This window comes from Reticulibacter mediterranei (assembly GCF_016587455.1).
The window spans coordinates 4,460,878-4,476,223 of sequence record NZ_BNJK01000001.1 but is presented as its reverse complement, the minus strand read 5'-3'; the positions used below and the strand labels follow the sequence as shown (position 1 = coordinate 4,476,223).

The following is a 15,346-nucleotide window of genomic DNA, read 5'->3' as shown; positions in this document are numbered from 1 at the left end:
AGAAGATTGTGAGGATTTCTTTATGGACAAGGAGAATAGAGCGCATCATAATCGTCGATTAAAACATATGCGGGAACTTGCTGGTTGGACACAGGAGATACTGGCAGAAAAAATAGGGACGACCATAGTCAATATCAGCCGCTGGGAAAATGGGAGTAGCGTACCAAGTGCGTATTATCGTCGCAAGCTCTGCGAAATCTTTAATAAGGACGCTTATGAGCTGGGCTTGTTAGAAAAAGTAGTTGAGGATGGTGAGGCCGATTCTCAGCAAAATATCTCAAGTAGAAAAGCTATACGTCAGAGTGGTAACGAACTTCCTATCATATGGCCTCTCGCAATACCAGATGAACGTTATTACCATTTACCAAAACGAGAGGAAAGCCTGAACAGATTATTTGCTATGTTACAAGATCCGCAGGACACACTAGCAATTGTTATTGACGGTCTGGCTGGTATGGGTAAAACCGCTCTGGCAGTAGAGTTAAGCAAACGATTGATGCTTCAAGGGGTTTTTGAAGGAATTGTCGGCGATAGCGCCAAACAAGAGTTATTCGTTGGTGGGGAAATTATTCGTGTTAGCGAAGCAACCCTTGATTTCAATGGGCTACTAGATACTATTGCACGCCAGTTGGATTGCTGGGAATTGCTCACATTAACGTTTACAGAAAAACATATAGCCATCGTACAATTACTGAGAAGGCAGCCTTACATGATCCTCATAGATAATCTTGAAACGGCTGAAAACGCTCAGGCTCTCGTCGCTCATTTACGAAGCTTGCTCGGTATAAGCCGTGCGATTATTACTAGCCGAGAGCAAGTTCGCCACGATTTTTGCTACTCTTACTCTTTGAGAGGGCTGGAACTAGATGATACCTCTGCTTTCTTACAGCAAGAGTTGGCGCTGCAAGGAAGACAAGAATTGCTGAATCTCTCCCGAGAAAAAATTGTCGAGCTTCATAACGTCTCGGGCGGAGCGCCATTGGCATTGAAGCTGGTTCTTGCACAAACCAGATTTTTAGATCTAGACCGCGTCCTTGATCAACTACAACACGCTGAAAACAAGCTCTATTCTTTCATGTTTCGCCAAAGCTGGCGACATCTTTCGTACAGTGCTCGGAGCATTCTCACATATATCGGTAGTACTGTAGTAACCACAATAGGATGGGAAGAACTTGCAAATGCCGGTTTGGTTGAGAATAATGCTGCTTTAGTGGAAGCTATTGATCAGCTAGTAGCTTCCTCTTTGTTAGAAACCTCTCTTGTCAATAGCCAGATACGTTATAGTATCCACCAACTCACTCGACAATTCGTACTTAGTGAGTTGCCTAATATATGGCAGGAGCAAGAGCTGTAATGAACCTTTTTCAATCGGATAATGCGCAAATAGATTTACAGAACAGGGCACACCACACAATTCATTCCATGCTCTATATCGCTGCCCAAACTCGTCTTAACCTGGCACAGCAGTACCAAGCACAATATAGCAGATTAGATACAGAATTTGCCAATTTACGCAGCAGTTTTGACTGGCTTATTGGCCTTCGCAGCGAAGAGGCAGCGCAGTTGTTGAATAAATATATCGAAGTTCTTACTCCTTATTTACAACAAAGAGGATTGCAAAAGGAATTATTACGCTGGTGTGAAGCAACACTGTCCTTAAACACAACATTACAAAGGAAATCGGCACAACTATTATTACTCAACGGTCAGACTCAATATGCGCTAGGAGAGTGGAGTAAAGCAAAGGACAACCTGATCGCTGCGGCAGAAGCAAGCAAACAAGATGATATGCCCACATATGCGCGAGCATTACTAGACCTCGGACGTCTTCAGTTTAACCAGGGAGACTATGAAATCGCTTTTCAAACTATGAAACAGGTAGAACCTTTACTACAAGAAACGAACTTTGAACAATGGGCGGCAATTCGCGCCGAGGTAGCAGCTTATCACCTCAATAGAGAAGAGCTGGATGCAGCTCTGGCAATTTACCTCGAAATATACGGACGAAACAAGCAACAGGGAACAAATGCGTCAACCAGCCATATACTATTGATGCTAGGTGTAGTTTATCGACGAAAAAAGGATTATGCACAAGCGCACTTCTATCTTGAACAATTATTGAAAGGGGCAGAAATCGAACAGAGCCAGGGAAAAATTGCAACGGCTGCTCACCATCTCGCCTGGGTCTACCTGGATGAGAGGAACATACTGGTCGCACGAAAGCTGTGTGGTCGAGCCATTACACATTATGAAGCAATTAGCGACCAGAGAGGAATATCTGATTCCTATGAACAATTGGGATGTATAGCCCTTACTGAACAGCAAGGAGAAGAAGCCTTAATCCATTTGCAAAAATCATTAACCATGCGCCGCCAGTTGCATAATCAGCAAGGAATAGCCAGTAGCTTACGACGAATAGCAATAGCCCATCTAATTTTGCGGCACGTACGAAAGGGCTTACATTATTTATGGCAAAGCCTGGTTATGTACCACTCGCTAAAAATACTTACCCGTCAACAGCTTACAGAGACATTCCTAGAATTTGTTTATTATTGGCGGCTTACAAATCACACCCCTACTTCTCACTGAGAGGATATTTCATGCCAGATAAATCTAACAATTCCGAATTTCGTACGGAGGGTCAATCTTTTCCAATCACGTTATTATTTGATATCGATGGAGTCATTACCAATCCCCTCACAGGTAGAGTCGAACCTGAAGTCATCGATAAAATTGCCAGGATACTTGATAATGGTGAACCGGTCGCCTTTAATACTGGAAGAGGATTACAGTGGATTTCCCAGGATATTCTTCCCCCCCTCGAACATCAATTATCTTGCCGAAGTAATCTAAACAAGCTCTGTATTGCTTATCAAAAAGGGGCTTTCCGCGTAACCTTTGATAAACAGGGAAATTTAGAAAAGCCTGTTGTTGCAAAAAATGTTGTATTGATACCTTCTTCACTTAGGGAAGAGGTTACAGAACTTATTCTCTCCAACTTTGCAGAAACCATGTTTCCAGGCGAAATAAAAGAAGCTGTGCTTTCTCCACAAATGAAGCCTGGAGCCGATTATATGCAATACAAAGCTGACCAGGCACAATTGGAAGTGCTATTGAGGAATATATTGCTACGCACTCATCTGGCTCATCAATTTCGTGTTGATCCAACTCGTATTGCTACTGATATTGAAGACAAACAACTGGGTAAAGCTCTTGGAGCCAGGAGGATACTACATTGGCTAGAAGAACAGCAAATCCGTTCCCAATCTTTTATCGCATTTGGTGATAGTCCATCAGATAGTGAAATGGCCGCAGAGATAGATCGTAATGGTATTCCTGTCAAATTTGTATTTGTGGGAGAGAAAGAACAGTTAAGAGGCTTCTCATTCCCTTTTCCTATTCATTTAACGGACGCTATCTGCGAAAAAGGTACACTCGAGTATCTCATACACAGAAAAGAATGAATGCTCATGAATAGAGACTGTATACGCAATGAAATACTATTCATATGAAATACATTGCTATATCGTATAATTAAAGAATACTTTGAGAAGCTGGTGATACGACAGTCTGTTGAACTTATCAATGCATACAGGTGCTAAATGAGGTACAGAGCAATGACCGGATTTGTCGAGGTTAGAACTTTTGAACACGCTCACTCAGACAATCGCCGCAAGATTTTGGAATGCAACTTTCTTACATCTTCAGTGCAGTATTTTACTATCATGGAAAAGCTCCCATTAGGCAACCATTTTCACAAGGAAAGACATGAGACTTTTGTGATTGCCAGTGGTGGAGGAAAATGTTGCTACGTTACAGTGGATGAGGATGGCGTACCCAACGGGGAACAGATCACGCTGCCAGTACGTCAGGGATCAGTTATTCAAATTCACCCCCTCACGGCTCATGCTTTCCTACTTGAGCCTGGAAGCACCATGCTATGCTTCTCCAGTATTCCTTTTGACTCGGAGAATCAGGACATGTTTGCTTTTCAACTGCAAATGTAGCGTGGCTTTCAGCAAGGGAAAGAGCCACAGAGTTGGGGAGATATTAATTTGTGGGGGTGTCCCCCCAACCTTGCGGCTCTTTTAGCCATATCCGACAGAAGCTTATAGATCACGAACTGCTACATGAAGTGTGGGGCCACAGTTGCAACAAAATGTTCTAGCGCCTGGAAGCCAGAAAAGCGTAACATAAGATGCCTTACTCCTACATCACAATAACGATTTAATCGTTCTATAACCTCTGAACTAGTGCCTGCTATAACATATCTGGGTGAAGCACTTACAATCTCAGCAGGGTCTTCTGATACGTTTACTGTACCTGAATATGTAAGTGTAATTTCAGCGAAATCGCGCCCAATACGTCTGCAATGTTCCTTGAGTACTGCAACTTTATGAGCATATTCCTCAACTGGACAAGAATTGTAATTCCACCAATCAGCATAACGAGCGACCAGGGGCAGCGTACGTCGTTCGCCGCCGCCACCTATCAAAAGCGGTATAGAGGGCGAAGGTCTCGGCTCACAGTAAACATTGTGTATCTGATAATGTTTCCCGACAAAGGTAGCAGCCTGTTCCATCCACATGGAACGAATAATCACAATGGCCTCTTCTAGCTGTTCCCAACGCTCCTTGTCAGGCATAGGATAGCCATAGGCAATGTGCTCGTCAGCCTTCCAGCCTGCTCCAATGCCAAGAATACATCGCCCTCCTGAAAGGAAATGAAGATTTGCAATCATTTTAGCGACCAGTGCCGGATTGCGATACGATTGGCTGAGTACAATGCTGCCTATGCGGAAGTGAGGAAACATGGCTGCCAGATAACTCATGGTCGTGAAACATTCAAGCGTGACATCGTTTCCCCATTGAAGATGATCCTCAACCCAGATGGTTGTGAATACCTGTGAAACAGCCTGAATGCAGCGGCAATTATATTCATGCAAGTCATAAGGGTTTATTGGCAACGTAAAAGTGCTTGGTCGAATGATTAAGCCAAATTCGATGTTTGCCATATCGTCTCCTCAGATCCGGCACTTTTGTTTACCTTGCCCTAAGCCGCCTGTAGTTGGTCACTAGAAAGGTGAGGAAACTCCTGCCTCCCAACAGCATTTCCCATCCCTGCCCGTTGGAGAATGCCATTTCCGATAGGTATTTCATCCACATAAATGTTAGACGTTTCCAGTATATCATCAGGATCTATCACCTGACGGATAAGCCAGACAATCAGAGCATCAGTATCGACAACAGGAGCAAACAGAGGAGACTGGCCGCGAAGCCGCCTCGTCAAAGACTCACTTAACCGTCCTTTTGCTGCATATTCCTCAAGCAGTTTTTGGAGAGAAGAACGGAAATCTTGCGGTAAAAAGGTGCTTGCTAGATCTGTAGCTTGACTGAACCATGATGATAGCTCATGATGTAAGTTGGTGCCAAGAAAACCATCGAGGCTGATAACGTGTTCCGGTTGCGTGAGCCGCTCAACCAATTCTATGATTGCTCTTCCCATCTCTACACTGACCACCAGTTCCCTTCTGACCTCACGAATTTTCCCTTCCGCTTCTATCAAACGGAAAAAGTCAGCATCTTTCTGCGACAAAAATGGCACTTTAGCCTCAGCCAGTTCCTTCGCTCTCACATGGTTGCGTAAATCTCGTAAAACTATTTTAACTGCCTCCCGGTGATTTCCTTTCTCAAGAAATCCCGAAGCTTTTTCCTGCACTCCTTGAGGCACCTTTTTTTCCTGAATCAGATTTAAAATAATCGCTACAACGCTACTCGATTTATCTGCCAGATACTCGTCTGCCCAGGCTGGCCCATCTTCTTTTTCTACTATGCGTACCGAGCGTGAAGAAAGTGGAGCATTCTCTCGTTCGCGCATAATAGCCACCAGCCTATCGTCAAAACCGTCAAGCCAGTGCGCATCCTTCCACCGATGATCATTGCGCCAGCTTTTATCAAACCATTCCTCTCTTCCGATAACTTGAATGTAATTGGCCTCAACAAGCTTGATAAATTGATCTGGAGAGATAGAACAGGCATTGCTTTCATCTTTATAGCATCTCTCCAATAAAAGTCCAGATGGTGCCCAGAGCACTAATGGATAGCTTGTCGCTACATAACGCGGCAAATTGGCGTATCCGGCCTCCGTATAATCGTTAATATGATAAAAGGTTGTGAAAGCCATCGCGCTATCTAACTGTGCTGCATTCACACTATTATCCACTGTCGCAGAGGTTATATCATCATCCATAGCAATAAACTCCTCTATTGTAATGGTGTACAACAATACTTTTCCTGGTATATAGATGTAAAAGGGATATTTTAGGGCCACCACCTTTCTATATCTCGGAGCGCTCGTTGTAGTTCGGCTTCCGCTGAACCTGCGTCCAGGCGAATCGTTAACGGAATCAAGGTCAGCAAATCACACATGCATGTTTTACGGTCTCGTCTTGCGGAAGACCGCAATGCATCACACCATATTTCTCTGCACTCCTTCTCAGAGAAAAAGCCCTTTTCAGTCCAACCATCTAATGCTCTACGAACATCCTTATCAGTTCTTTTGTTACTGTGCTCTTTGATGAAAGTTAGAGCATGTATGATGATCTCTCTTCTCTCTTTCTGTGATAATTGCTCTTCTTTTCCCTTATTTCTCTCTGGCTGCTCCCGTCCTTTTCTCTCTCCACCTAAATTTTGTTGCAAGCGATCGCGTACATATTCAAAATTGATAGGCTGACGCCATAGATCGTTTTTTGGAAAAGCCAGTTTATAAGGCACATCATTTGGCCCATAGCGAATAAGCAGGTAGGCAATTTCGTTCAGCGTGCGATCAGCTTTTAGCAGAGTTATAGCTTTGTCCACATATTCAACCTGCTTCTCTTCAGAGGAGAGATATTCAACCAGCCCAAGCCATTCCAACGCCTTGTTGGTCTTATCAGAGAGTTGTCCCTCTCGTTGCTGTTCTATAATCCGTTCTGCATCTTGCCACGCATCTCGTTGCACACTTTCTGATGCATATCCAGCCAGTATCGCCCTGATGGTCGCTCGTTCAGCATAGTCACCTATTTCCTGAACTAAAAAGCCTTTTCGTACAAATTCACGCTGAGCATCTGGCAGCAGATATTTCACTAAATCTTCTTCGACCATTTTCAGCAGTATCCATGAGCGTAAAGAACGATCAGCAATACTGTAAGCCAGGCTCATCACCTGGCTTCTTTGGTCATACGAAAGATAAGGGATAAACCCGGTCAACCGCATGAAATGGCTGGCTGTCTTACTATCGTCCTTTTGCATTTCATCGATAAAGTTTTGCATACTTTGCCGCACATGCTCACAAATTGCTTCGCGCTGCTTGGCAGGAGCATCCTCCAGTAGTTTGAATAGGGTTTTTATCTTCAATGGATTAAGAGAGCTTGCAGGCCAGACCATAGCAAGAGCTTCTTGTTTCTGTTTCTGTGATAAATATGGTGTAAATCGATAAAGGGCGTGAGTAGCGTATGAACTGTTTCCTATTTTCTGGATATTTGTCCACGCCTTGTTGATCGCCATACTACGCTCAGTTCCCTGAAGTTCTGGTAGCAGATGGGTCAGAATCGCTAAACACTGGTGTTCATTCGTTATGGTCAGGGTATGCCTCAGGAGGTCCATTTTTTTCTCATCGCCCAGATAGCAGGCCAGTTTAGCCTGGCCTGTCAAGCGTAGCGTATCACTAGCGATTGCCTGTACTCTCGCGAGCGCTTGCTCACGTTGAATTGGCGAAAGCTGCGGCATCAATCCAGTTAAAGCATCAACGAGATGCGGCTGGTCATCCATGTTTTTCACCCGCTCAAACGCCTGGCGCTGTATGGGATCAGGAAAGAAGCTCCAGAGGGAAACCAATTTTTTGACCAGATATTTACCTTCTGGTAGCGCCCGCAATCTTTCCCATAGGGTCTGAGCGGTCCTGGTTTGCGATTCTGACGAAAGGTATGGCAGCATAGCACAAAGCATATCCAGGCGCTCTCGCTCATAAAGATTCTGGTCGTTGAAGATAATAGTTGCCTGTGCTAATGCCGTTTCTATTAGACTTTTCGACAAATAAGGTGCAATGATTTTGAGTGCCTGAGCACGCTGACGCGGATGTGGTATATGTAAGATACTGGCAAAAGCTGCCTCTATTTTGATATCTCCAAATTGTATGTGATAAGGCAAAAGAGATGGTATGATATTTCCAGCCAGAGAGTGAATGCTACTCTCAATGAGCACGCAGCGTATCTGAGATGTAACATCCCAGCCGGACGAGCCAGTTACGCTGTTCCACACCAGGCTGAGATCATACAAATAGCCAACATAAGAACCATCTCTTTCTGCTCGCCTACTTGCCCATTCGTTCTTCTCTTCTCCACACGCCACCAGATGATAAAGCTCCTGGTGCATATCTGCTTCCGCCATATGAGTAGGCAGATACTTCAGACCGTACTCATCCAATCTATCCCAATCTATACCCGGCCTGGAAGCTGGCTCTGTGTAGTAATAAGCAGCTATTCTACTATTCCACTCTATCGGAGACCAATAATCCTCAAGATGTTCCTTATATGTTTCCTCAGAGGTCATGAATTCAGCAAACGTATTATGGAAGAGAAAATAGCGCTTATCATCTTCGTCCAGAAATTGCCTGACATATCCCAGGGCATCAAGCACAAGGCTCTCTTCAAGTTCGACAGCGGTAAAATTAATGATTTGTCTGATCGCCAAAGCTTCCTTTGCAACTGCTAAAACGCCCAAAATAGGCTTGATCAATTCATCCCAATACGGCATCTTATAAGATTTGCGAGCCTTTTTATCCCAAACAGTTATGAGATCAGGGAGATCGTCGCGCCTTTTTATCCAGGTTAAAAAATAATGATACAAATTCCCCAGGCCTTTTGGAATTTCTTCAAGTCTAAGGAGATGCTCCTGTTGTTCCTGGTTGACCGGATTCTCTATCGCTCGGAACAGCATACGGATATACAGAAAGTTTCCTTCTGCCCTCTTAATCATATTTTGCGCGAAATCTATTTTTTCTATACCATAAGTACCAAACAAGGGCTTGATAGCGTCCAGGTTGCTAAATTTATCCGTACAGGCCAGCAAGTCCTCATTTATCTTCTCCGCAACGCCTTGATCTTTCGACGTCGGATCAAGATTGATCACCCGTAGCCATTTTTCCTGGCGTTCTTTGAAACGTTCCAGCAGCTTGTCATCTGGTCGTGATGTCAAGATGAATTGTAAGTTAGAGGGGAATTCGGGAGTGTCAACAGCACAATTGGTAAGCCAGTTGAGAATACTTTGCTGTTTATCACCGTTTTGTAACTCATCAAGAGCATCCACAAGAATAATGATACGCTCATCAGAGTTTTCTTTTTGTAGTGCTCGTGCAGGACCGAGAAGCGCTAACAGTTTTAGCCTGTCTATATCGAGTAAATACTGATCCGATATAAAGTTTTCTATTGTCAACGCCTCTGCCTCGCCACCGGCAACATCCACCTCTTGTGTGATGGCGAGGGTTCTTTTGCTAAAAGGAGAGGCGAAGAAATTTTTTATGCTAGCAGCCCTTACAACTCCTCCAGGGAGTAAGGTGTGAATATGCTGATTAATAATTACTTCTAGCTCTTTACTCTTAAAAAGTTCTGGACGGTGTTCAAATAATTGATAACCGATCTCACGAAAAAAAGATAATAACGTTCCTTCCCTCAAAGGAGTCTGACTATCGTGTCGGAGAAAATAACGCAGTCTGTTCTGGTCCTGACGAGCCAGTTCTGCCATCAACGTTGTTTTTCCTATGCCCGGCTCTCCTGTGATGAGAATAAAGCGACATAGCGGATCGTTTAGCTTTTCTTTAACACGTTCCGTTAGCCAGGATCGGGATATGAACAAATCGTCGTTATCTACATACTTCTCGACGAGAGGTTTGAAAAAGAGATCTTCCTCGGCTATGTTTGAAACGTTACCCATATTTCCTTCTCAATTATAGAAATTCACATTGACGTTATTCTATCCTCCTACTCATACTAGCATATAGTTAGAGTTTATCTATAACAAAACATTAACATGCTATTATCTCTTTTTTTCATATGCCGCTTGATTGCTCTTAGCGATGAAATATATTTCTGGATAGCTTTACTCCTGTAAAGCTACTCCCTGTATGTCGTTTTATCTTCCAAACTGATCCGCCTCAAAGGTGGTAAATGTTCCCTCTTTTTCAACAGAATCAACCTTATTGTTGATTTGTATATGCCCCTGCGTGACTACCCCTATCTTGACATCAACAACATGACCTCGGACCTTGTTAAAGGTATCAGAAACACGCAAGAAAGGACTGTGTGATGAATGCTCGGCTGTGTCAGTTTCAGGCGTAGGAAAGAGTATACCACTTGCATCATGCAAGTAAAGTACGGGAACTCCCCAATCCCGATCTTCCAGACCGTTATGCTGGTAGATGGCCTGGCGAGCTTCATAGACAGCTTCATCCACAGTGCCTCCGGCAAGAATAAGTGGATAGATATTGGCTGCAAGCAAAATAGCATCACCATCTCTGATCTTGAATTGATTAGCAACCACGGCCGGTATCTTCTGGCGAGTCAACGCCCCTGCAATGCTCCCCCATATATTGCGCCCATTACGCCGGCCTGTCTCACATGCGCCCAGGACCGTCAGGCGAACTCCTGCGTTATGCAAAAGCTGGGCCAGTTGCTCTCCTCTATAGAAGTCACTCGTATTATCTCCCTTTTCCAGAACAACCTGGCCTTCCGAGTCGATAAACACACCATGTCCGGCAAAGTGAAAGATATCTGCGCCGCCGGCCAGGGCCTGCATAAGAGCTTCACGTGTAGCTGGCCTCTTCGCCCAAATCACCTCGATGAGATTTTGTCCGGTGGCCTGACATAGTGCCTGCACAGCCCCTTCGACGGCCTCCCTATCTTTACTTACATCCAGCTCCATCTGACCATCAGGACTAGAAAGTACGCCTACGACTCGTGCAACAGGTCGCTCAGGAAGGGGCTGCATAAACGTCTCTACTGTATCAGTACGCACAATGGAAATTTCTCGCCGCAGTGCTAGAAAATCGGTGGCTTGAGGTTCCCCCGATACCTGCGACAGCGCCATAAACTCCCAGGGCAAATGGGTTAGAGCAGCCGGATCTATGTGTAATCGTACCCGCAGCCCTTCACCTATCTGAAGAGCGCTCAGACTTTGTTGGAAGAGATCCCGTACCAGTCCTGGTGGTAACGCCAGATCGGCGAGCATCTTTCCGAGTGCAAACATCCCTTCTTTCTTCAGCCGCCGTCGCTCCAGATCTCCAAGTAAACCGCCGCTTCCAGTAGAAGAATCATTCCAGAAAGCCTCTGGTTCATACGAGCAGATGAAAGCGTCATCAGGCCGCATCGTACCTCCCAGAGTCTCTCCCTCTACCCACACTTTAAATGTACCTTCAGCCTCATTGTAACTGGCAAAACGCAGGTTAAAGTCGTGGTAGACCAGAGGTTTTCGGCTCATATTCTGTTTTTTATTTCTCTGCTGCTCCATGTCGCATCTCCTCCTGTAATGAGATAATTCGTGTTTCAGGTTATCTATTGAGACAGTAAAGATGATTCTTCTTTGAAAGAGTACCAGATAAATACAATAAACACAATAACCATATAGACTACTTTTCCAACAATCAACACATACTACACATTAGCAAGCAACCTATATAAGAGAAATAAAGAATGATATTATGTTAAAGATGATTCTTATAGCTGTAATATTCGATTATTTTGAGGTAAAATAGTAAATCAAGGAGGGAAATATCTATGCAGCAACAAGACAAAGAATCGCAGCCATGTTGGAATATCTTTACCAGAGAATTAGAACGTGTTCTTAGTCAACGGGGGCAGAATTTGGAGTATCTAGAACATCTGGGCATCGATCAAGAAACAGTGTTCCGCCTCAAACAGTCACTGGATACGCCATCGAGCCAGCTTCCTCTCCTGGATACCGAAGAAATAGAGCAAGTGGTTAAATCGTTGCAGCTTGATCGTCAAGATATCTTAAGGTTAAAAGCTGCTATTCTTGCAATTGCCACTCAAAGAGAACTCAACTTGTATATTCTGCAAAATGATGCACAATTGGCAGCAGAACAGATTTACCCGATTGTTTTTCAATCTCTACAAGAGAGAGAGCGCGAAAAGGATTCGGGGAATTATCGTGAAGGAGATATCGAAGCAGCCCGTGATTCCGCGCTCGACTTTGCGTTAAGGCCTGCCTGGAGTCTGATCTACAGTGGTCGAGAGAAACTAAATCAGAGCCGAGAAGTAACGCTTCATTCTATTCGAGTGAAAAAGGCTAAACAGGCATATAATGAATTTTCTGAAGCGCTCGATGTTCTTGATGACTTAAGCCGCTCTATCAAGCAAACAAGGTACTGGAAACATTGGTATGGTGAAGCCCAGAAGGGATTGTCATCAGCAAAAAAGCGGCTGGCGGCTTTAGGTGAATAAAATCCATCTGATTAAAGGAAAAATATATGTCTGTAGGTTCAGAGGCAGAAAAAAAATCTATAACAATCTATTATTCCTGTGCGAACTCGCAGGTGGATCAGACACTGGTGCATCAATTGGACCGACATCTCGTGGTACTACGACGAGAGGGAAAGATCACCACATGGCAGTCGGCTCAAGCCGGAGCCGGACTACCTGTAGAGCAGGAAAGAACCTTCTATTTTGAGAAAGCCCAGATCATTTTGCTTCTGATCAGCCCAGACTACTTTGAAGAGGATAGTTGCCTCAACGAAATGCAACTGGCGTTATATAGAAAGGCAACAGCCGGAATACATGTTATTCCTGTACTACTCCGTCTCGCGCCTGGCTGGAAATTGACTGCTATTGGTGATCTACGGGCATTACCATATGGGGAACGGCCTATTACAAGCTGGACACACCGCGAAGAAGCATACGCGAGTATTGCCGACGAGATATATCGTGAAGTTATGCGGCTGCTTGATCTGCGACGGCCCACTCAGGTAACTAGAGGTGTGATACGCACAGAGCCACCACCACATCAGCACAAAACAGCTATACTCCAACGTGAATCGGTGGTCAGTACAGTCTACACAAAGCTGATCCAACCAGATGTCTCTGCTGTAGTCTTGACGGGCATAAAAGGTATCGGGAAATCAACCCTGGCCGCCCAGGTCTATTCTTATGCAGAGGAGCGTCGCCGTGCTGGTGAAGGTCTTTTCACATCCGAAGCTCTCTGGCTCAGGATCGAGGCAAGCGGCACTATAACAGATCTAATCCGAGTTGTCGCAGTCGCATTAAAAACTTCTCACGATACTTTCGATTATTCTCTTTCGCATGACTGGAGGCCAGTTTTTTTCAATCCTCACCTCAATCTTGCCGTGGAGCTTTTCCATCTTTTGAAACATGAAAGTACCCCACGACTCATCGTGCTGGATCAGTTTGAAGAGTGGCTGGACGATCACGCGGGAAGAGAGCCTGGCAACTATGCAGAAATTAGCGAATGGCTTGACATGCTAAACAGCCAGGCTTGTGCCTGCCGTATTTTATTAACTGCTCATACCTATCCTCAAGGGACAGGTGTCTATCATCAAATATACAGGCGAGAACACTGCGTCGAAGGATTGCATATACCCGAAGGAGTTGCTCTACTGCGCCAATGGGGTGTGCAAGACGACGAGAAGCATCTGACGCGTGCAATACAACACTGTGAAGGACACTTGTTGGCGTTAGTACTCTTAGATCAGCTACGACAGAAACACCATGTAGACCTTGCAACTCTGCTTGACAATCCTCGCTACAAGCGACTATGGATCAAGGACGTAAAACGCAACTTGTGGGACTACATTTATGAACACTTGTTGAAGAACGAGAACCAGCTCCATTTACTCCTTGCATTTTCTATCTACCGTGAGGCCGTACCCTGGCACGCAGCATACACCATTATACACAGACAAACGCGGGTTACGGAAGAGGAAGCGCTGATAGCATTAGAAGCTATTCAGGATTATAAGCTATTAAATATTTCACAAGTGGAGGAGGAATATTACGCATTACATCCACTGATTGCTGATTTCCTCAGAAATCATTCCACCACAAATGATGATGCCAACCGGATAGACATCCGCAAAGCTCATGCTGAAGCCGCACGTTACTACCAGGATAGTTTCAGTATATACGAGAAACCATACCAGCGCATAGAAGATATGCACGCACTCATCGAAGCGGTTTGGCACCTTTGTAAAGCTGAAAAGTATCAGGAAGCCTACGCCTTGATGGAACAGAAAAGACTCTTCTTTCACCTGCATCGTTGGGGAGACAATGCTCCTCTATCGATACTCTATGAACTGTTACTATCTTCTGAACAATTGCAGGAGGAAACAGAGCGGTTTGCACAAATCCACAATGAGCTGGGTGAAGTTTATAACGGACTCGGATACAAGTATAAAGCGCAAGATTGTTTTGAAAAATCTTTATCTTTATATAAGAGCATAGGGGCACGAGAAGGAGAAGTTAAGGCGCTAAATAATCTGGGATCAATTTACCGCGCAGATGGGCAGATAGAGCAAGCACTCAAATATTATCAGGAAGCACTCCATCTTGGTGAAAAAATGCCAGAATGTACTGAGCAAGGGGTAACGCTGAACAACCTGGGGCGGGCGCTACAAAGCCAGGGACAGGCAGCGCTAGCGTCGAACAAGAGTCATAACAGTTACTATCAGCAGGCTCTTGCCTACTACAAACAAGCTTTAATTATCCACAAAGCGACGGGAGATACGGCAGAAATTGCGCGTACACGGAATAACCTGGGTGAAGCTTACAGTCAACTCTACCAGTTCGGGAAAGCCCTCGACCACTATCGGCGGGCACTGCAGAACTTTCGGGAAATCGGTGAGAGACGAGGAGAGGGTATTACCTGCAATAACCTGGGTGTTTTTTATCGGATGTGTGGGCAGGAACAAGATAGCCTTGAATATTATATGCAGGCATTGCGCATCTTTAGAGAGATCGGAGATCGCTGGCAGGAAGGTATTGTACTCAGAAACATTGGACAATTGCACGTGTTAGTACAGCGCAACGATGTTGCACTGGCCTGCTTTCTGCTAGCGAAAGATATTTTTGAGGCACTACATTATCCTCAATACGGAGCGATAACGGAGGAGTTGCAACTTCGCATGGCAAACGGACAGCCATTTGAGTCGGCAGTAGCCGAGATATATCCACGAGCAAATCAGATAATAGAAGCGGCGCTATCTGGTAATTTATAGGTATCACAATCGAAGTCGCACATATGAAGCTTTTCATATGTAGAGTAAGTAAGACAGGAACATAACA

General features: G+C 44.7%; 10 protein-coding genes. 6 read left to right on the top strand and 4 right to left on the bottom strand.

What is annotated here, in order from left to right:
- The first annotated feature begins 22 nt into the window (after window positions 1–22).
- The 4 genes from K3T83_RS19290 (at window position 23) to K3T83_RS19275 (ending at window position 4,007) form a co-directional block, all read left to right on the top strand.
- On the top strand, window positions 23–1,354 hold the full coding sequence (locus tag K3T83_RS19290; protein WP_220204587.1) for a helix-turn-helix domain-containing protein: 1,332 nt from the start codon (window positions 23–25) through the stop codon (window positions 1,352–1,354).
- The gene (locus tag K3T83_RS19285) at window positions 1,354–2,589 is read left to right on the top strand and encodes a tetratricopeptide repeat protein (RefSeq protein WP_220204586.1); all 1,236 of its coding nucleotides are present in this window, start codon (window positions 1,354–1,356) and stop codon (window positions 2,587–2,589) included. The genes K3T83_RS19290 and K3T83_RS19285 overlap by 1 nt, the downstream gene beginning before the upstream one ends.
- A gap of 11 nt (window positions 2,590–2,600) precedes the next feature.
- Complete coding sequence (locus tag K3T83_RS19280; protein WP_220204585.1) at window positions 2,601–3,464, top strand: Cof-type HAD-IIB family hydrolase; 864 nt, start codon at window positions 2,601–2,603, stop codon at window positions 3,462–3,464.
- Between the two features lie 153 nt (window positions 3,465–3,617).
- On the top strand, window positions 3,618–4,007 hold the full coding sequence (locus K3T83_RS19275; RefSeq protein ID WP_220204584.1) for a cupin domain-containing protein: 390 nt from the start codon (window positions 3,618–3,620) through the stop codon (window positions 4,005–4,007).
- A 119-nt stretch (window positions 4,008–4,126) separates the two neighbouring features.
- Here K3T83_RS19275 and K3T83_RS19270 read toward each other — a convergent pair whose 3' ends face one another.
- The 4 genes from K3T83_RS19270 to K3T83_RS19255 all read right to left on the bottom strand — a co-directional run bounded on the left by K3T83_RS19270 (window position 4,127) and on the right by K3T83_RS19255 (window position 11,540).
- Window positions 4,127–5,014: an LLM class flavin-dependent oxidoreductase gene (locus K3T83_RS19270; protein WP_220204583.1), complete on the bottom strand. Its 888-nt coding sequence runs from the start codon at window positions 5,012–5,014 to the stop codon at window positions 4,127–4,129.
- 38 nt (window positions 5,015–5,052) lie between these two features.
- Window positions 5,053–6,249, bottom strand: coding sequence for a hypothetical protein (locus K3T83_RS19265; RefSeq protein WP_220204582.1), 1,197 nt, complete (start codon window positions 6,247–6,249; stop codon window positions 5,053–5,055).
- A 71-nt stretch (window positions 6,250–6,320) separates the two neighbouring features.
- The gene (locus tag K3T83_RS19260) at window positions 6,321–9,968 is read right to left on the bottom strand and encodes a P-loop domain-containing protein (protein ID WP_220204581.1); all 3,648 of its coding nucleotides are present in this window, start codon (window positions 9,966–9,968) and stop codon (window positions 6,321–6,323) included.
- A gap of 198 nt (window positions 9,969–10,166) precedes the next feature.
- Window positions 10,167–11,540, bottom strand: a complete 1,374-nt coding sequence (locus K3T83_RS19255) for a CHAT domain-containing protein (protein ID WP_220204580.1) — start codon at window positions 11,538–11,540, stop codon at window positions 10,167–10,169.
- A gap of 266 nt (window positions 11,541–11,806) precedes the next feature.
- Here K3T83_RS19255 and K3T83_RS19250 point away from each other — a divergent pair, with 266 nt between their 5' ends.
- Together K3T83_RS19250 and K3T83_RS19245 are read left to right on the top strand one after the other, a co-directional pair.
- On the top strand, window positions 11,807–12,493 hold the full coding sequence (locus tag K3T83_RS19250) for a hypothetical protein (protein WP_220204579.1): 687 nt from the start codon (window positions 11,807–11,809) through the stop codon (window positions 12,491–12,493).
- Window positions 12,494–12,519: 26 nt separating this feature from the next.
- Window positions 12,520–15,279, top strand: coding sequence for a tetratricopeptide repeat protein (locus tag K3T83_RS19245; protein WP_220204578.1), 2,760 nt, complete (start codon window positions 12,520–12,522; stop codon window positions 15,277–15,279).
- Window positions 15,280–15,346 lie beyond the last annotated feature (67 nt).